General features: G+C 43.5%; 16 protein-coding genes and 4 tRNA genes. 8 read left to right on the top strand and 12 right to left on the bottom strand.

What is annotated here, in order from left to right:
* Positions 1–1,454 precede the first annotated feature (1,454 nt).
* Positions 1,455–3,467 carry an excinuclease ABC subunit UvrB gene (gene uvrB, locus EKG39_RS08295; RefSeq protein WP_126505243.1) on the top strand — a complete coding sequence of 671 codons (2,013 nt, stop codon included), beginning with the start codon at positions 1,455–1,457 and terminating at the stop codon, positions 3,465–3,467.
* A 38-nt stretch (positions 3,468–3,505) separates the two neighbouring features.
* Here the strand turns inward: uvrB and rrtA are convergent, their stop codons facing one another.
* Both rrtA and queC read right to left on the bottom strand, forming a co-directional pair.
* On the bottom strand, positions 3,506–4,102 hold the full coding sequence (gene rrtA, locus EKG39_RS08290) for a rhombosortase (protein ID WP_425470145.1): 597 nt from the start codon (positions 4,100–4,102) through the stop codon (positions 3,506–3,508).
* A gap of 15 nt (positions 4,103–4,117) precedes the next feature.
* Positions 4,118–4,816, bottom strand: a complete 699-nt coding sequence (gene queC / locus EKG39_RS08285; RefSeq protein WP_126505242.1) for a 7-cyano-7-deazaguanine synthase QueC — start codon at positions 4,814–4,816, stop codon at positions 4,118–4,120.
* A 187-nt stretch (positions 4,817–5,003) separates the two neighbouring features.
* On the opposite strand from queC, the gene queE reads away from it, so the two are divergent.
* Positions 5,004–5,672 carry a 7-carboxy-7-deazaguanine synthase QueE gene (queE, locus tag EKG39_RS08280; RefSeq protein WP_126505241.1) on the top strand — a complete coding sequence of 223 codons (669 nt, stop codon included), beginning with the start codon at positions 5,004–5,006 and terminating at the stop codon, positions 5,670–5,672.
* On the opposite strand, the gene EKG39_RS08275 is transcribed toward queE, so the two are convergent.
* The 5 genes from EKG39_RS08275 to EKG39_RS08255 all read right to left on the bottom strand — a co-directional run bounded on the left by EKG39_RS08275 (position 5,669) and on the right by EKG39_RS08255 (position 7,630).
* The gene (locus EKG39_RS08275) at positions 5,669–6,730 is read right to left on the bottom strand and encodes a PLP-dependent cysteine synthase family protein (protein WP_126505240.1); all 1,062 of its coding nucleotides are present in this window, start codon (positions 6,728–6,730) and stop codon (positions 5,669–5,671) included. The two genes, queE and EKG39_RS08275, sit on opposite strands and share 4 nt — an antisense overlap.
* A 340-nt stretch (positions 6,731–7,070) precedes the next feature.
* Positions 7,071–7,155, bottom strand: a tRNA-Tyr gene (locus EKG39_RS08270).
* Positions 7,156–7,235: 80 nt separating this feature from the next.
* Positions 7,236–7,320: transfer RNA gene (locus EKG39_RS08265), tRNA-Tyr, on the bottom strand.
* 79 nt (positions 7,321–7,399) lie between these two features.
* Positions 7,400–7,484 (bottom strand) — tRNA-Tyr (locus EKG39_RS08260).
* 61 nt (positions 7,485–7,545) lie between these two features.
* Positions 7,546–7,630, bottom strand: a tRNA-Tyr gene (locus EKG39_RS08255).
* 124 nt (positions 7,631–7,754) lie between these two features.
* Here EKG39_RS08255 and EKG39_RS08250 point away from each other — a divergent pair.
* The 3 genes from EKG39_RS08250 (at position 7,755) to EKG39_RS08240 (ending at position 11,005) form a co-directional block, all read left to right on the top strand.
* Positions 7,755–8,246: a VC2046/SO_2500 family protein gene (locus EKG39_RS08250; RefSeq protein WP_126505239.1), complete on the top strand. Its 492-nt coding sequence runs from the start codon at positions 7,755–7,757 to the stop codon at positions 8,244–8,246.
* Positions 8,247–8,386: 140 nt separating this feature from the next.
* Positions 8,387–8,674, top strand: coding sequence for a DUF406 family protein (locus tag EKG39_RS08245; protein WP_126505238.1), 288 nt, complete (start codon positions 8,387–8,389; stop codon positions 8,672–8,674).
* Between the two features lie 162 nt (positions 8,675–8,836).
* Positions 8,837–11,005 carry a sensor domain-containing phosphodiesterase gene (locus EKG39_RS08240; RefSeq protein ID WP_126505237.1) on the top strand — a complete coding sequence of 723 codons (2,169 nt, stop codon included), beginning with the start codon at positions 8,837–8,839 and terminating at the stop codon, positions 11,003–11,005.
* Positions 11,006–11,055: 50 nt separating this feature from the next.
* Here the strand turns inward: EKG39_RS08240 and EKG39_RS08235 are convergent, their stop codons facing one another.
* Positions 11,056–11,541 (bottom strand): YchJ family protein, encoded by a 486-nt coding sequence (locus EKG39_RS08235; protein WP_126505236.1) that lies wholly within the window; start codon positions 11,539–11,541, stop codon positions 11,056–11,058.
* Complete coding sequence (locus tag EKG39_RS08230) at positions 11,531–12,100, bottom strand: YybH family protein (RefSeq protein ID WP_126505235.1); 570 nt, start codon at positions 12,098–12,100, stop codon at positions 11,531–11,533. Before EKG39_RS08230 ends, EKG39_RS08235 begins: the two co-directional genes overlap by 11 nt.
* A 103-nt stretch (positions 12,101–12,203) precedes the next feature.
* On the opposite strand from EKG39_RS08230, the gene smrA reads away from it, so the two are divergent.
* Complete coding sequence (gene smrA / locus EKG39_RS08225; RefSeq protein ID WP_126505234.1) at positions 12,204–12,791, top strand: DNA endonuclease SmrA; 588 nt, start codon at positions 12,204–12,206, stop codon at positions 12,789–12,791.
* A 95-nt stretch (positions 12,792–12,886) separates the two neighbouring features.
* On the opposite strand, the gene EKG39_RS08220 is transcribed toward smrA, so the two are convergent.
* From EKG39_RS08220 to EKG39_RS08210, 3 genes are all read right to left on the bottom strand, one after another.
* Positions 12,887–14,722 (bottom strand): M2 family metallopeptidase, encoded by a 1,836-nt coding sequence (locus tag EKG39_RS08220; protein WP_126505233.1) that lies wholly within the window; start codon positions 14,720–14,722, stop codon positions 12,887–12,889.
* A 201-nt stretch (positions 14,723–14,923) separates the two neighbouring features.
* Positions 14,924–16,153, bottom strand: coding sequence for an FAD-dependent oxidoreductase (locus EKG39_RS08215; RefSeq protein ID WP_126505232.1), 1,230 nt, complete (start codon positions 16,151–16,153; stop codon positions 14,924–14,926).
* A 41-nt stretch (positions 16,154–16,194) separates the two neighbouring features.
* Complete coding sequence (locus tag EKG39_RS08210) at positions 16,195–17,724, bottom strand: phytoene desaturase family protein (protein ID WP_126505231.1); 1,530 nt, start codon at positions 17,722–17,724, stop codon at positions 16,195–16,197.
* Between the two features lie 286 nt (positions 17,725–18,010).
* Between EKG39_RS08210 and EKG39_RS08205 the strand changes: the two genes are divergently transcribed.
* Both EKG39_RS08205 and EKG39_RS23365 read left to right on the top strand, forming a co-directional pair.
* Complete coding sequence (locus EKG39_RS08205; protein WP_126505230.1) at positions 18,011–18,610, top strand: protein-disulfide isomerase; 600 nt, start codon at positions 18,011–18,013, stop codon at positions 18,608–18,610.
* 164 nt (positions 18,611–18,774) lie between these two features.
* Positions 18,775–18,945 carry a hypothetical protein gene (locus EKG39_RS23365; RefSeq protein WP_185817554.1) on the top strand — a complete coding sequence of 57 codons (171 nt, stop codon included), beginning with the start codon at positions 18,775–18,777 and terminating at the stop codon, positions 18,943–18,945.
* Position 18,946: the final 1 nt, after the last annotated feature.

Here is an 18,946-nt window from a genome sequence, read left to right as displayed (position 1 = left end):
AAAAAAAGTGTAATTAAGCTGTTAAGTGCTCATCTAACGTCCATCATGATGTAGATTCCATCATTTTGATGCTTGTCTGGCCATTTTTATGGGGACAAATATTATTCAGGCGCAAGCGTATCAATAAAATGCTGATAGAAATGTGATTTTTAAACCTTCTTTACGGCTCCAGGATATTGCTTGCTAATAAGAGGGGCGTCATATTCAGGGAGTAGGGTAGCAATCTATACTAAGGAGGCAGAAGGAACATGGCTATACGGAGAAGTCGATACTGAGAATATGATAAGTGTCTACGTGTAGAGGGGGATGTTTGAACCGTGAGATGTAAACTGTTTCCTTAAAGTAAGCGTTTTTTGGCTGCTCAGGCTTATTGAGCTGATCTTTATCCATTGCTGTTATCTCGGTTTTACCGATGCGAGCCGGGAACGGGTTGTGATAGATGGTGTCCGAACGTCGCTGGTTAATGGTCAATTAGTATTAGTGAGTGAGTCTTGTGTTAGTTAGAATCAATCCAGATCTTCTATACAAGGTGATATGTTTTTGCATCGAAAATATACGAGATAGAATCGATGAAAGGTTAATTCAGTTTCAAATGTAGCAAAATTACATACATTTCTTATGACATGCCTCATTAACCAAACCCCTCCTAAAGCCACGTGTAATCAGGGTTAGATTGACTTATCCACTAAATCTGTGGATAAACCTGTGAGTTAAGCTTAAAAATGTGTTTCAAAGCCTCATAAATAGGGGCTTGAGCTTAAAATGCGCATCATTTTTGTAGGTAAATAAAACCCTTTATTTACAATGCAATACGAAAATCAAGAACTTCTTTGATTCTTATATTGGCCTGTTGCTTAAATGTAACTGAATGAATGCTCTATCTTGTGTATTAGTTTGGCATTTTCATTGGGCTTGCGGCGATATAATGACCATTGTTGCCATTGATTTGGTATGTTCTAAAATTTCATGAATAAAACAATAAAATGTTACCTGGTTATGTTATTAGCCGAACAATCAAGGTGATCCGAACGATATTTTCGTTTCCAGTCATGAGTCTAATGAATAAAAAAACAAATCATTAAAAATGACCTTGCTGGCACAATTACTCTTGGTTTTCATCATCGAGTGATAAATAAAGAGTTAAATAATGCCGATACTGAGTGGTAAGTCGACGTCGCCGGGAGTGAAGCGCGAGTATTAATGGAATCGGAGTCTATCGATAAAGTTTAACAAATCCATAGAAGGTAACCTATGCCTGGGACGTCTATATCGCAATGCTATATCCAGTCTTCTACTAACTGACCTGAATTGCTGCTCTGAACTCGTGCTCTTAACTTAGGTAATGAGTGTCTGATAAAGCTGATCACCTTAGAGGCGTTTCATTTACGAACAATGATCACATATTCATCAGGATTAGTATAAAATGGAGGGCTAATTATATGGGGAAGAACTCTGTGACAGAATCTACGTTTCAACTCGAATCTCAATACAGTCCGGCAGGGGATCAACCTAAAGCGATTGAAAAGCTGGTTGATGGTATTGAGTCCGGAGTTGCGTGCCAAACTTTACTCGGTGTAACAGGCTCTGGTAAAACGTTCACTATTGCTAATGTGATTAAGCAACTAGCCAGGCCCACCATCATAATGGCGCCTAATAAAACCTTGGCCGCTCAATTGTATGGTGAAATGAAGGAGTTTTTTCCACACAATGCGGTTGAGTATTTTGTCTCCTATTACGATTACTATCAACCTGAAGCCTATGTACCGTCGACGAATACCTTTATAGAAAAAGATGCTTCGGTTAATGCCCATATCGAACAGATGCGGCTCTCTGCAACAAAAGCCCTGCTGGAACGCAAAGATGTGGTTCTCATTGCGTCGGTTTCTGCCATTTACGGTCTGGGCGACCCAGATTCTTATCTGAAGATGCTATTACACCTAAGACAAGGTGATTTCATGGATCAGAGGGATATCTTAAAGCGACTGAGTGAGTTGCAATATACCCGTAATGATATCGAATTGAAGCGGGGAACCTACAGGGTCAGAGGAGAGGTCATCGATATTTTTCCGGCCGATTCGGATAAAGAGGCTATTCGGGTCGAACTGTTTGATGTAGAGATTGAACGTTTAAGCCTATTCGATCCACTAACGGGTCATATCGTGAAGCGTATTGCCAGAACAACCGTTTATCCTAAAAGCCATTACGTTACACCACGTGAGAAAATTCTTGCTGCGACCGAAGATATCAAAGAAGAGCTAAGAATACGCAAGAAGCAACTATTAGATAATAATAAACTGATAGAAGCGCAAAGAATTAATGAACGCGTACAGTATGATGTCGAGATGATGACCGAACTGGGTTATTGTTCCGGTATCGAGAACTATTCCAGATATCTTTCCGGCAGAGCTGAGGGTGACGGTCCGCCGACTTTGCTTGATTATTTGCCAGATGACGGACTGTTGATCATCGATGAGTCACATGTAACCGTGCCACAAATTGGTGCTATGTATAAGGGTGATAGATCCAGAAAATCTAATCTGGTCGAGTATGGATTTCGGTTACCCTCGGCATTGGATAACAGGCCGCTGAAGTTTGAAGAGTTTGAAAGTCTGATGCCACAAACTATCTATGTGTCGGCCACGCCTGGTAAATATGAGGTAGATAAGAGTGATGGTGAGGTAGCTCAGCAGGTTATCAGACCTACGGGACTATTGGATCCTGTACTCGAGGTTCGCCCTATTGCTATTCAGGTTGATGACCTACTTTCAGAGGTCGCTCAGCGTGTAAAGCTAAAAGAGAGAGTTTTGGTCACAACGTTGACCAAACGTATGTCTGAAGATCTTACTGAATACCTCGATGAGCACGGGATAAAGGTCAGATATCTGCATTCTGATATCGATACGGTTGAACGGGTAGAGATCATCAGAGATCTACGTTTAGGCGTGTTCGATGTGCTGGTTGGTATTAACCTGTTGAGAGAGGGGCTGGATCTTCCGGAGGTTTCTCTGGTGTGCATACTCGATGCAGATAAAGAGGGCTTCTTACGATCAGAACGTTCACTTATTCAAACAATTGGCCGCGCCGCACGAAATATTAACGGCAAGGTGATCCTCTATGCCGATAAGATAACAGATTCGATGTCGCGTGCTATGGGGGAGACCGAACGGCGTCGCAAGTTACAGCATCAATTTAATCTCGATAATGGCATCACCCCTAAAGGGGTGTCGAAGAAGATCACCGATGTTATGGATGTGGGAGATAAGAGTACCGAAGGACTGGAGATTGACAATAACAAGGTTGCTGAGTCGAGGGCTCCTTACGGCGGCCCCGATATTGCGTCGCTAAGTCATCAGATGGACTCATTGGAGAAACAGATGCATGAGCATGCTAAGAATCTTGAGTTTGAACAGGCCGCAGCACTACGTGATCAGGTCGCGAAATTGCGAGAGGCACTGATTAAAGCATAATTGATTCAGGTTGCGGGGCTAGCTAGTGCCCCGCATTTTCAGTTATTAGCTTTTGGATACAGATTGGCGAATAAACTGAACAAACCCACGGACAAAATGCCTGTGATGACGCCGACTAAGTGGGCTTCGGTGGCGACTCTGGCACCAATCATCTCTGTTACCTGAACGCTCGCACCAAATATTTGCTCATATCCGACCTTAATAATGACACCTAAGAGTAGCAGGTAGCCCGATTTTAACCCTGTTGAAATATCTCTGATGGCGCCGTAAGTAAACAGGCCATGTAACATACCACTTAAACCTACATAGCCCAGCAGGCCTGGATAGAAAAGATACAACCCAAGGCCTTGAAGTAAACACAAAGCTGAAAAAATAAAAGTGAAACTAAGCACTTTAAAATGAGGTTTAAAGAGTAATAAGAGCACCCAAAGGCCAGCCAGATTCATCAGCAGATGCCATTGATTAGTATGCAGTAAGTTGCCGGTGAAGAGTCGCCAATATTCACCGTTAGTGATAGCACTACGGCGAAATGCCAGTAATGAATCAGTTTCCATAAAATAGAGGAGAGTGCAGCACGCTGTGATAAGTGCTGCAATGACATAACTACTGCGTATAAACGGTACTGTTTTTGACACTTTATTTATTACGCTTTATTTTAGACATTTAGCAGCTAAGTCCGATTGAACCAGCTCCTTGTTATTACAATAGTCCTCTAACCCTTTCTGCCTGAGAAGACAGGCAGGGCAAGTCCCGCACCCATTGCCAATGATGCCGTTATAACAGGTTAATGTCTCATCTCTGACTAACTCCAGGCTCTTATATTGGTCGGCTAAAGCCCAGGTCTCGGCTTTATTTAACCACATTAAAGGTGTGACGATTTTACATTGACGGTCCATACCTTGATTCAATGCCGACTCCATCGCTTTAATGAAGTCATTTCTACAATCGGGGTAGCCCGAAAAATCAGTTTCACAGACGCCGGTAATGACAGAGTTGGCGCCTAATTGGTACGCATAGATCCCTGCCAAAGTAAGAAACAGAATGTTTCTGCCCGGTACAAAAGTATTGGGTAATCCATTTTCCATAAGCTCATTAGAGACCTCAATAGAATCTCGAGTTAGCGCGGATATGGCCAACTCATTGAGCATAGAGACATCCAACACCTTATGACTGACCAGTCCGAGACGTTTACCCAGAGTTCTGGCAACCTCAATCTCCTGACTATGGCGCTGACCATAGTCGAAGGTAATACCATGCACTTCATCATATTGGTTGAGTGCTTGGATCAGACAGGTGGTCGAATCTTGTCCGCCACTAAATACAACTACCGCTTTTGACACTTTTGACATAAATGATTTCTTACTGAATTAAACTGTGACTATTTTAACTGACAAGGGTTAGCTTGCAACTCTTCCTGGAGGAATAAAGGGGGAATCATTGTGGATTAAGTCCGGGTAACACACGAAAGGCTAATCTATACTTGCCTGCAGGCCAAAAATACACTATAAATGCCGCCCATTCTTTTTGAGGTTTATCATGAAATATCCTGTAAATGAAGTGTTCGAGACGATTCAGGGAGAAGGTTTTTTTACCGGTGTCCCAGCTCTCTTTGTTCGACTTCAGGGGTGTCCGGTTGGGTGCTCTTGGTGTGACACTAAACACACATGGGATGTGATTGAAGAAAATAGAGTCGCGCCTGAATTGGTGATTCAAGTCGATGGTACTATTGGACGCTGGGCTGAACTTACGGCTGAAGAGCTGATCAGCAACTTCAAAGCAAAAGGCTTTACTGCGAAACATGTGGTTATCACGGGGGGAGAGCCCTGCTTACATGATCTTATCCCATTGACCGAATCACTGAACCGAGCGGGTTACGCGACTCAAATTGAGACTAGTGGCACTTTTGAGGTTATATGCTCAGATGAAACCTGGGTGACGGTTTCGCCTAAAATTAATATGAAGGCGGGTCTTCCCATTTTAAAGCAGGCCTTAATCAGAGCAAATGAGATCAAGCACCCGGTTGCGACCCAAGCGCATATCGATGATCTCGATTGTTTGCTTAAGGGGATCACCCTCGATGAGAAGATTATCTGTCTACAGCCTATCAGTCAGAAGAGTAGAGCAACAGAGCTGGCAATGCGCGTCTGTATTGAACGTAACTGGCGCCTTTCAATACAGACACATAAATATTTAGAGATAGACTAATTAAGCTTTCCTGTGAGGCTAACCTGTTCCAGCTTAGCCTCATATTGAGAAAGATCGCCTATGTTAGCCTCCACCCATTGTGGGTCGTAATAGGTGTCAAGATAGCGTTCTCCAGAGTCACATAACAGGGTGACCAAGGATCCTTTTTTCCCCTCTGCAATCATCTTTGTCGCAATCTGTAAAATACCGTAAAGGTTAGTTCCCGTCGAAGGTCCCACCTTTCGGCCAATCATCTTTTCTAACCAAAATATGGTCGCGATAGAGGCCGCATCAGGGATTTTTACCATATCATCAACAACGCCGGGGATAAATGAGGGTTCGGCTCGGGGACGGCCTATACCCTCAATCTTGCTACCTTTTGAGCAGGTAACACTTTTATCTCCGGTCTGATAATAGTCGAAGAAAACGGAGTTTTCTGGATCAACCACACAGAGTTTTGTTTCGAGCTGTTGATAGCGTATATACCTACCTATAGTGGCTGATGTTCCGCCTGTACCCGGGCTCATCACAATCCAGTCCGGGATAGGGTGGGGCTCACGACTCATCTGATCAAAAATGGAATTGGCAATATTATTATTACCACGCCAATCTGTTGCCCGCTCAGCGTAGGTGAACTGATCCATATAGTGACCGTTCAAGTTCTTGGCTAATCGCTCTGATTCTGCATAGATCTCACTGGAATGTTCGACGAAGTGACAAGTTCCACCATAAAATTCAATCTGCTGGACCTTCTTCTTTGCCGTCGAACGTGGCATGACTGCGATAAAGGGTAAGCCTAATAGTCGTGCAAAATAGGCCTCTGACACAGCAGTACTTCCCGATGATGACTCAATTATGGTCGTGCCATCCTTAATCCAGCCATTGCAGAGTGCATAAAGAAACAGAGAGCGAGCCAATCGGTGTTTCAGGCTTCCAGTTGGGTGGGTACTCTCGTCTTTGAGGTAGATGTCTATACCTTCAAGTGCCGGTATATCGAGCTTGATTAAATGGGTGTCTGCACTACGTTGGTAATCGGCCTCAATGGTGGCGATAGCCTGATTAATCCATGAATTTGACATGCTGTCTCTTATTGTTATTACTTAATGTTCTAAATAATAGCTAAAAAGCATTAGTGATGACAGAGAAAGCTGAAGATTATATCTGGAGTAGCTGGAGTAGCTGGAGTAGCTGGAGTAGCTGGAGTAGCTGGAGTAGCTGGAGTAGCTGGAGTAGCTGGAGTATCTGAATCTGTGTATAGATTTTTTTAACAACTCGTATTGGCTTGTGCGATTGTTTGTTAGCTAACGGATTATCAGGATATTGGAACGCAGGATGGCAAATAGATAGAACGACTCGGATGAGTTTCAATAAGCAAGTATCTGGTAAAATCTAGGGGGAGTTTATTAAGACAGATAGAAGTGGTGGAGGGAGAAGGATTCGAACCTTCGAAGGCTGAGCCGTCAGATTTACAATCTGATCCCTTTGGCCACTCGGGAACCCCTCCACATTTTCTACTTTTACTTTTTACTTTTTACTTTCGAACTTATTACTACAGATAAAACTTGTTAACCAATAAATTGAAGATGGTGGAGGGAGAAGGATTCGAACCTTCGAAGGCTGAGCCGTCAGATTTACAATCTGATCCCTTTGGCCACTCGGGAACCCCTCCACATTTTTCAACTTACTTCTTACTTCTTACTTCTTACTTCTTTTGAATCGAGTTACTTATGTCTTCGATAAATTAAAGATGGTGGAGGGAGAAGGATTCGAACCTTCGAAGGCTGAGCCGTCAGATTTACAATCTGATCCCTTTGGCCACTCGGGAACCCCTCCACATATATCTTTATCTTACTTTCTACACTTTCTCTCTCTTCAATAAAGAAGAAAACACAAATGGTGGAGGGAGAAGGATTCGAACCTTCGAAGGCTGAGCCGTCAGATTTACAATCTGATCCCTTTGGCCACTCGGGAACCCCTCCTCACTTGCGGCGGCAATAATAGTCACAATCGTTTGCGGAGTAAAGCCAATATTGAAATTAATTCTAAAGTTCTTGCTCAAGCGGTCGATTAATTATCAACGAGTTGATTTATTGATGTTTTTTTATGCAGCCAGGTCAAGTGTTAGTTAATGAGACACAATTAGGCTCTCGCCTCAATCGCGCAGTAGATAGCGATCGGAGGGGGGAGTTTGCACTTTTGCTTGCGTTATTGTCGACAGACGCGAGAGATATGGCTCAGTTTAACATTAAAGATAGTGACTTAACTCTGGAAGCTGAACTCAGAGCTAAGTTCGATCTTCCGGCTGAAGAGAAATTAATTAATGACTTAACACTCGAACCATCTCCGGTAGATAACAGTGAGCAGTTTCACCTGGGGGGAGCCAGAGCTTTTCAACTTATGCAGGCCTTAAAACCGGAAGCTATCGTTACCAGAGGTGATGAACCACTAGATATGCAGGAAGTTTTGGCCAACTGTGATTTAAATGTCAGACAAAAATATCGCTCAAAGACTCAAGGCAATACGTATCGACCGGAAGTGATGCATTTTGTCGATCAGCTTTCTCAGCAACGTCAGATGAGTGAAGTATTAGCCTGAGTGAAGTCATACAATAAATAAAACTATGGCTTAATATAGGAAAATATAAGGTTTTGTGATCTAACCCAGAGCTATGTGGCGTAGGATTTATGAAGTTGACGTATAATAAGTTACATAGTTTATTTTAGAGTCTATAAAACATGAAAAATATTAAGAGTGCCCAATCAGATCTAGTCAACGACACATGCAGCGACTGTGGTAGCTATGCAGATATTGGGGCTGTGATTGATGAACATGATACCCAACTGGCTATCAGTTTTACCGGAGATGCAGCTCAGGCTGAAGCAGAAGCGATGTCAGCCAAAGCAAAGAAACGATTCGAGGAGATAAAAACCGAGATTAAATCTGAAAATTCAGAGGTCACTTTATTGCTCCACTTCGCATTTAGTGCAGAAAAAATGATTTTTCAGCTCGAAAACGGTATTTAATTTAACCAGTGTGTTGCCGACTCGTCAGTTTCTCGTGTAGTCTGCGTAAAGAAAAAAATTAATAAATTGTATACATATTGGTTTCATTATCTCTGGCTCGCAAACCAAAGTTAATTTGAGACAACCAGCAAGCCATTTGGCTTGCTGCTTCAAGGACTTTTAGTGAAGAAACGTAAGTATCAACACTTATTGGAATTGATCGTTAATTCCAAAGCCAAACAAGAAGGTGATTTTCAAAAGACTGCTGAACTGGCCACAGAGCTTCTATGTCAGCAGCTTCATGTCACGCACGTCGGTGTATGTATCCTCTCTTGTGATAACAACGAAATTAGTAATATCGCTAATTACGGCTCTCTGCTGTCAGATACTTTTTTACGTCCTTCCCCTCTCAATTGTCCTCACTATATCAGTGAGCTTAAAAATCAGCGTCTCATCGATGCGACCGATATTGACACCGATGTTAGACTCGAAGAACTCGCCTCGATCTACTTCGCGCCGAAGGGGATCAAGTCCACTTTAGATATCGCAATCAGAATTAACGGCCACCTTGAGGGCGTGTTATTTCTGGAGAGAAAAGACCACTTTCACTGGTCTGATTCGGAAATTCATATTGCTTCTCAAGTTGCCGATCAGTTGGCCTTAACGCTAGCGACGCGTAATGCCTATGAGAACGATGAAAAGCTTACACTATTCTTAAGTGCTGCCGAGCAATCGGAGCATATCAGTATGTTAGTGAACCTTCATACAGATAACATTGAATATGTAAATCAAGCTCATGAAGAGATATCGGGAGCTTCTAAAAGTCAGGTCATTGGCCGCTCGTTCAAGAATCTTGATTTTGTTAAGCAACACCCGGAACAAGCCATGGCGACATTGGCTACAGTGCGAGAAGGTAAGTTTGCTAAAGGTGACTGTGAAATTACCCGAAAAGACGGTTCTACATACTGGTTAAGATATTCGGTAAAGCAATTTATTACCGAAAGAGGCAACCATTTTGCGCTTGTCAATGCAGAAGATTGCTCCGAAGAGATCAGGTACCAGTCTGAGTTAGAACGTTTGGCGTGGCATTGTGGGTTAACCGGCTTATACAATCGTACCTATTTCAACCGTGAACTTGAAAAAACGGCGAAGGGTCAGCTTATTTTGATCGACCTTTGTGGTTTTAAGCGGTTCAATGATACCTATGGACACGAGAACGGTGATATTCTGCTTATCGAAATCGCCAGAAGGTTGAAACATTTTGCCAATATAAATCGTACAGAACAAATTGCACGTGTAGGCAGTGATGAATTTGCCATTATTTTGCCTGAGCAAAGCCAGGTCGATATGGAATATATTACCACCAGGTTATATCGCCAGCTGACCATGCCCGTGACCATTGGAAGAGAGCAGATAGAGCCTAAACCCGCTCTGGCCATCGTCGATATTCACTCAGTTGAAGAGCTGTTTTTACCTCTGGCATGTGCTGATATCGCATTACAATATGCGAAGAAGAAACAGGGTGATACGATTCAGATCTTCAATAATGCATTACTCAATGCCTTTAAAGATAACTCTCAAATTGAACGGGATCTGCAAACGGCGTTGCGGGGCAGGGAGTTTGAACTCTATTATCAGCCTCTTAAAGATCTGAATAAGAAGGCTTATATCGGTGCCGAGGCTCTCATTCGTTGGCATCATCCCAAGAAAGGGGTGTTGTATCCAGGTGCGTTTATCGATATAGCGGAACAGACAGGCATGATCAATGCCATCGGTTCCTGGGTGCTCGAGGCTGCCTGCAGACAACTTAACCTATGGCAACACCATAAAATTGACATTTCAATGCACGTCAACGTGTCCGCAAGGCAGTTCTTTAGCGGCAATTTGTACGAACAGGTATGGCAGTTAGTGACCCGCTATAGATTGAAGCCGGGTACCTTGATTTTGGAGATCACTGAAACTGAGCTGATGGAAGATATCAAGAATGCCACGAAATTGTGTCAGGAACTTTCTGAGTTAGGTGTGGGTCTTGCGATCGATGACTTTGGCACCGGTTATAGCTCAATGCGATATCTGAAACAATTTCCCATCAGTAAGCTGAAGATTGACCGCTCTTTCATATCTGACTTAACGATAAGCCGTGAGAGTAGGGAGATAGTGAGTGCGATTATTGCAATGGCATCGGCGCTGAATATCTCTTTGACGGCGGAAGGCGTGGAAACTCAAGAGCAGGAGAGTTTCTTGTCCGATCATAAATGCCATCAGGCCCAAGGGTTCCTCTATAGTCCTGCATTAAGAGAGTCGGAGTTCAGCCAGTTTCTGTTTCAAACCAAACCCGAGTCCATCCACTAGATACGGCCCCGTCTAACAGGCTTTCGCGGTGGATGGCTGGTTGGCATGGGTTATCTCATACAACACTGTTTAAACTTTTTACCGCTATTGCATACGCAAGGCTCATTTCTCTTTGGAAGAATTGCCGCCTTTTGCTCGCCCTGAGTATAAAACCAACGCCCATCGACAAATTCAAATGCAGAGCACTCATGGATAGCATCGAGTTCCCCCCCATCTTGATACCAAGCCTGAAAGCAGACCTCACCGGACTGCCCACGACTCCATGTTGATAAAATGTCGAGAGACAGCCAGTTTGGCTCTTCACTTTGAGCCAATGCCTGTGCAGTAAGACCATTTAAATAGTCACAGTGGTGAGTCGCTATCAGGTATTCATACTCTTTGAGGACAAATGCGCTATAACGACTTCTCATCAATATTTCGGGTGTCGAAGGGAGGGCTAAACCTTTATGAAATGGCTTACAGCAATATGTGTAGGAAAGCGCTATATCATCTTTAGTGTTACCACATGGGCAGATAGTGTCGGGGTTAGTTGTCATCGTTCTCTGTAGCTAGCGGCGTGAATTGACGGCCATAATACAGATTTGGGGAAGGTTTTGCATTGTAGTAAAAAGGAGGTTCGGAGCGATTATTGGTATCGACGGTCCAATACCACTTTCCGTCTTCATCTTTTTTAGAGACGGTTACAAATTTTCCGGCAAACTCGCTGACAGGTTCTTCCGCATCGACAGGGGGGTAAAAACGAATTAAATAGTAGCCAATATCGGTTGCATTAGTCGTTTCCATCTGACGTTCAACGACCCTGAAATCTACCTCAATGCGTGCCTCTTTGTGTTTGATTTTGCCGAAAAACTTTTTGTATAGCGCGATAATATTTTTTCGCCCCATAGTTATCTCTTTGCTCTGATTCTCGGGTATGTAGCAAGCGTCTTCGGCGTAAATACTTTCTACCAGGTCGGCATCGAGATGCTCAAAAGCTTGAGAAAATTGAGTATAAAATTGATTGAGCGCCACGTTATCTTCAGGCATAGCTACAGCAGGCTGTAAAACACAGACCAGAGAGAGGAGTCCTGCAGCGATAAATTTAAAAAGTGTCATTAATGATTTCAATTCTACTAATACTGATGTCACTATAATAGAAGGTGTAACCGATCTAAAGTTTTAGTTCTTAACAAAGTGTGTCTAAGAGGAGAATTCAGTAGTGAATGATGATGTTTCATCCTTTCTGGACGAGATGGCGGGGGTTAAGCCTCTTAGTGGAAGTGACCAAGTCAGACCGATCCGTAACTGTGATATCTCGGCATCCCAATTAGCCCGAAAACAAGCGGCGCAATTATCAGAAGCGTTATTGCTGTTACCTACAGATATTAACCTTATCGATGCTGTAGAGCCCGAAGAGGTGATAAGTGTCTGTCGGGACGGTGTTCAAGCGCCTGTTTTTAAGCAGTTGAGTGCTGGTAAATACAAATTTGTCTCGGAGTTGGATCTTCATGCTTTAAACATGCGCCAAGCAAGGGAGGCGTTATATCACTATATCGAAGACAGATACGATAAAGGTGAGCGGTGCGTTCTGGTTATTCACGGCAAAGGTTTTAAGAGTAAGCCGATAAATGCCCTGATTAAGTCTTGTGTGGTCAATTGGCTGTCGAACTTAGATAAAGTGTTAGCTTTTCACAGCGCCAAAAGAGAGCACGGGGGAACGGGGGCGTTATATGTGATGTTGAGTAAGTCTGAAAATAAACGCATTGAGGCTAAAGAACAAAATCATAAGGGTAGCGGGTTCAGGTAGGTTATATAGCTTGCATTAACTGTATTTGAATAGCTTTAAAAAAACGCTCAACATAATTGTTGAGCGTTTTGCATTATAATTTTGACGGTTTCAGGCTACCAACCACATTGGCGATTAGCTTCACCGTTTTGTTTATCTAACCAGACCTGTAATGGCGCGAAGTAATCGAGAACGGCGTTTGCGTCCATCTCTTGAGTTCCTGTGACCACTTCGAGTGCTTCAGGCCAAGGTCGACTCTGTCCCATCTCCAGCATAGTGTTGAGCTTAGCGCCAGCCTCTTTATTACCGTAGATGCTACAACGATGAACCGGACCCTTATCACCGGCAACGTCACACAATGCCTTGTGGAACTGAAACTGCAGGATATGGGCTAAGAAATAACGAGTGTAGGGAACGTTACCCGGGACATGATACTTAGCCCCTGGATCAAAGTTATCTTCACCACGTGCAATTGGTGCTTTCACACCTTGATATTTTTCCCTCAGATCCCACCAGGCCTGGTTATATTGCTGCGGCGTGATCTCACCACTGAAAACCTTCCAGCGCCATTGGTCGATCATCAAGCCAAACGGCATAAAGGCGACTTTATCTAATGCCTGTTTAAGTAGCAGGCCGATATCTTTCGATGCGTCTGGCACCTCGTCCAGTAAACCTATCTGTTTAAGGTAGCTTGGGGTAATCGATAGCGCTACTGTGTCACCAATCGCTTCATGGAAGCCATCGTTGGCACTATTTTTAAAGATAAACGGCTGCTCTTTATATGCGCGCTGGTAGTAATTGTGTCCCAGCTCATGATGGATGACGGTAAAGTCTTCGGCCGTTTTCTGAATGCACATCTTGATGCGGATATCGTCTAAATCGTTGAGATCCCATGCAGATGCATGACAGACTACATCCCTGTCTTTAGGTTGAACAAATAGAGAACGTTCCCAGAATGTGTCGGGTAACTCAGCAAAACCCAATGAGCTAAAGAAGCTTTCAGCTTGTTTTACCATCTTTATTTCATCATAGTCATGCTGAGCAAGAAGCTCGGTAACATCATAGCCGGGATCGGCGTCCTGCGGCGCTACTTTATCGTAAATGTTGCCCCAACTCTGTGCCCACATATTACCTAAAAGGTGTGCTGGTATCGGCCCATCTTTGGATACAACCTCATCGCCGTACTCATCATTTAACTCGCCGCGAACATAACAATGGAGCGAGTCATATAGGGGCTTAACTTGTCCCCATAGGCGGTCGAGCTCGTTAGAAAACTCGTCGGGCTTCATGTCGTACTGACTACGCCATAGCTCCGATAGGTTGGCGTATCCAAGATCTTTTGCCCCTTCATTTGCCAGCTCAACTTCACGTTTAAACAGAGGGCGCATAGGTTTAGCAATTTCTCGCCATCCTTTCCAGACTTCAAGCAGCTCAGCCGGGTTTTGTGATTCAGCCATGATGGCCGACAGTTCAGGTTGTGTTAAACAACGTCCGTCATCGAAGCAATACTTTCCTTTTCCGTAAAGACCGTTCAACTCGGCGCTTATGCTAGCAAGCTCAGCATTCTTCTTAGGATCCAGCGGGGCCGGAAGTACCAAAGAGCTGCGTAAAATATTCAACTTACGCAGACTGACTTCATCGAGAGGAAGTTGAGTATAGTTGGCTGCCATGGTGGCCAGTTTTACAGAAGTCGCAGTCTGTTTCTCACCTACAGCGGCGGAGAGGGCTGCCGTATCTTCGGTAATGAAGTTGCTGTATATCCACTCTGCGCGGTTAATCTCTATAGAGAGTTCGCTAAGCTGTTTCTCTGAGTCCTGAATAAATTGCTTGGCTTCATCAGTTTTAGATTGAGCGCCTGAATCAGAATTTTGTGCGGTGTTACATGCTGTAGCACCGATAGACAGAGCGACCAGAAGTGAAAGCTTTGAAAGCTTTGGAGATAAACGTGTCATCGAATCATATCCCTTGTTATTTTTGTGTTGCGTATTTTACCCCAAAATTATCTGTTTAGTAGCATCAGATTGAAAAAGGCGAGAATAAGAGATTAGAACCGGCTGATGATATCGCTTAGAAACACACCTATCTAAAAGATCACTTACTTAATAAGCTTAACTTGTGAGCAGAGAAAACCTATTAATTTGCTACTAGTGAGGTTATCGCCGATTTAAGTTATCGACGAGTTCAGCAACTTTTTTTGCCGAGAGCACGGCACCTTCCTGTAAGCCGTCATAGAGGTACGCGCCGACATGGTAAGTGTGGTCATCGCCATTGTTGTCGATAATTTTTCGACGATAATGGAATGCTTCGACGGTATATAGAGGTGTGTGATGTTCAAAGGATTGAATGATATTTTCTTTTGCGATCAAACTATCGATATTGTAGGCAAGGCTATAGTGCTGCAGTGAGGACAAGCCACAGATCCTGTTCAAACTAGCGTTGTAGCCCCATCCTTCTTTGGTCTGGAAAAAATCAAACTCAGATGGATGAGCGATACCATAACCTTGGTAAACCAGAGGGTCCATATGCAGGACAGTTGTGGCAATATTCTTTTTCCATGGAGTGAAGAATTGTACCTCTTGCTCTGTAGGATCGGACAAAAGTGACAGGACCTGATCCGGTGGAACGGCTAAAACTAACTTATCGAAATGTTCCTGTGTGTCGTCGCCGAATTTTACATTGATCCCCTTATCTGAGCGGGTGATCCCCCTTATGTTCGCATTGAGGATCACATTCCCGTTTAACTGGTGCTCAATTTTCTCGATATAACTGTAGACGCCGCCATCTATCCTTTTCCAGTCGGCCCAAAAATAACGTCGGAAAATGTTAAATGCCAATTCAGCCGGAATTTTCATGATGGTTTTATAGGGGATCGAGAAACAATACATAGTAAATAGTTTGAGCCAGGTATTTTTTACCTGTTTTTTACTTACGTAATCAGAAAAAGGCTTATCTCTGAGCAAAGAGGAAGGTTTTAAATAGACCTGTAATAGGAGCCAATTTGCTGACAGGTAAACAAAAGCTAACTTTATAAACTCCAATATGAAACTCAGCCCTCGAATATTTCCTGTGATCACCGTAGGTGAAAGAAAGCGCTTCTTATTACGGCGAAGCAGGGCTGAACCCACGGTCAAGGGTTCGAGTTTAACGTCAAGCTCATCCATCAGTGCATGGAAGTGTTTAAAGTTAGAAGAGAATTCGACGACTCCACCTTCCAAAACTATGTCGGGAGCGATGCTTTCAATTTTGACATTTTTATTTACAGTGCGAATATGGCCGCCCAATAACGGCTGCTTCTCATATACGGTAACCGAGTGCCCCATCTTACTGAGATAGTAGGCGGTCACCATACCACTGGCGCCGCCACCAATGATCGCAAACCTCATGTTTTCCTCCCTAATAGCATCAGTTATACAGGCCTATCAAATTAGAGAATGCGCTCTCCTGTCAGGTTCTGGTAAAGCTTAGCCCCTGTCCAAAATGTACCGGCAAAACCTGCATAGCCGGATGAGGCATTACAAAAATAGAGACCCTTGATTGAGCTGTTATGATTTAATCTGAACAGATTGAAATGGGCCGGCGTCATTGCCGAACCATATGAGTTACCTTGCGGGCACCAACAGAAATTTTCGTTTGTCGTCGGGCTACCGGTATTCTTATAGGCCAAATGTTCCCTGAAATCCGGGATATAATTAACTTCGACGATATCTATTATTGTATCTAATATGCCTCTCTTTCTCTTCCGGTAAGCTCTGGCATCGCTAGCCTTCAAATCTTTAAAATATTGATAATCTGCGACGGTCAGAAATTCGATGATTTGCTGTCCCTCAGGCCGGTCTGAATGCTCATCAGCTAAAAAACCCGGGGTGGAAATGGCAAAGCTAGGGGCCGAATAATCATGCTGGTTATACATGGTATCAAAGGCGGCGTTAAGGTCTGGATTGCAAGTGTGGAAGATATTCCATTTACCAAAACCATAGTCTTGTAAATTGATATCCTTAACCGAACAGTAAGCCATAAAGTTCGAGGGTGAATAGGCATAGTCCAGTTGCCTGCGCAGCTTCAAAGAGAATTTTTCGATGCCAATTAAGTGCGCGGCTTTCTTGGGGTCCATATTGCAAATGGTGCATTTTGCCTCATAGGGAGCGACCTCTTGAGTATTTAGATCTCTGGCTTTAACTCCTAGAACTCGATTGTTTTCGACGATAAAACTGTCTACATGAGTCTCGTAGATAATCTGTCCGCCATTATTCTCAATGGTCTTGGCCAAAGAGTTAATGACATGCTCGAAATGCAGTGTGGGGTAGTAGGCGCCCCTTTGATATCCGGTGAAAAGCAGTACCCAGGCACAAAATGAAAGCTGATTCGGCGGCAGTAAAAAATCCGGCCATTGCAGAGCCAGCAGTGTTTGCGCCTCCAGAGGTAGCCGATGTTTGTCAAAGACCTGCTGCAGGGTAGACCTGATGTTGTTAAACGCAGTGATTGTTTGACCTAAGTTTTTGAAGATATTCCGGTATCGTTCGTCGCCTGAGAGCACCTCCAATCCCTCGGCAGTACGTCTGACTTCATCGATAAAAGCGGTGCACTGTTTAACATGATCGGGAAACAGCGCCCAAAGACGTGTGAGCAGTAGATCTGTGTCATAGGGAATATCGAGTTGGTATCCGGGCATACGCATATGATCGAACCCTTTTGGATCGAATGACTCGAAGGTCACCTCTTTATCGAGTTCGAGTTTCTTGAGAACCTTGTTAACCGTTTCACCCTCTCCGCAATTCCAGACATAATGAAGTTGAGCATTGAATTTGTAATGTTTGCCCATCGGGAAGGTGTGGCCGAAACCACCGGGGTATTGATGTGCTTCGAGCATAATCACTTTACTGCCCGCTTTTGCGCTGAGCGCGCCGAACACTAATGCTGATAATCCACTACCGACAATCAAGTAGTCCACATCCATTTTCGACTCCGTCTGGCTAGTGAGGGCTGATCCGAGGCTGTTCTCCTGATCTTTATGAGTGTTAACCCCTGTATTATTGAGTGTAGTGCCCAACACGATGGCCAGCAAATGAGGTGAATCGCTTTGAAAATTTGGAAACGCCTCCTAAGAAGAGTAAATGTCGAGTATCCATGGTTCCTTGTCTGAAAACAGGTTAAATGATGGTTTTAAAAGCAATTGATAATTGTATATTGAGCGTAAACTATTTAGGATCACTTCAATATCTTTCCGATAAAGAATCAAGCTAATGATTTCTGACTTATATTTTATCTACGACTCTCATTGTCCGTGGAGTTACGCGGCCACACCTGTGGTGAATGCACTCAGTGAAGCTTATCCTGAAATGAATATTCACACGATGCACTGCGCCCATTTTAATGGCAGTGATAGTGCGGGTAAGGATCAGGTGGACGCAGTGTTAAAGCTGAGTGCGGTTAAGTTTGGCAAAGAACATATTCGTTATGTTAATAGTCCAAAAAATGCCATTAAAACTGCAAATTTAATGGCTTGGATGCAAAATAAACAACCTGATAAAATGTTGCCCGTGTTGAATGCATTGCAGAAATCCCACTTTGTTGATGGTAATCCACTGGATTGTAAGCATGATTTCACTAATATTCTTGAGCAGTTTAAATTGTCACCCTCGAATAAAGTTTTCAGAGATGAATTAAGCAGTGATGCGGAATATATTCTGGCCGATATAGGGGAAATGCAAGAGATGATCGGAACGACGGCATTTCCTGTGCTCTTATTGTCAACTGAAGACAAGGGCGTGTTCATCGATCACTCCTTGTATTTAGGCCAGCCTCAAGCCGTTGTTGAAGCGGTAAAACAAGAACTAAGCTAGATTTTTGCTGCTAACCTCTGTTGTTCCTGAGTGCTAGCTGTACATATTCGTATGCAGCTAGCATAGTGTTTTTTACTGGACAGTAATTTAAGCCGTAAGTCGATTCAGCATTTGTGTAGACCTGCATTAGTGTCGATCAGTATTCGCGAGTCCTGAGGTTTGATATGAGAAGTGATACTGGAATGTTGAAAGAGAAGCTTAAGCGTTGGACGCTAATCTTAGGTGTTTTTCAAGTCACCGTTGGCTGCATTATCGGCTTAATTCCACCTACGGCAGTGGAGTGGTTTCGCGGCGATGATTATATTCGCCTTCCTTCTCAAAGAGCTTTCGCTTAAA

It is taken from the genome of Shewanella atlantica (genome assembly GCF_003966265.1).
Classification (GTDB): domain Bacteria; phylum Pseudomonadota; class Gammaproteobacteria; order Enterobacterales; family Shewanellaceae; genus Shewanella; species Shewanella atlantica.
Note: the sequence above shows the minus strand (reverse complement) of the source record. Positions and strands in the feature narration are given on the sequence as shown.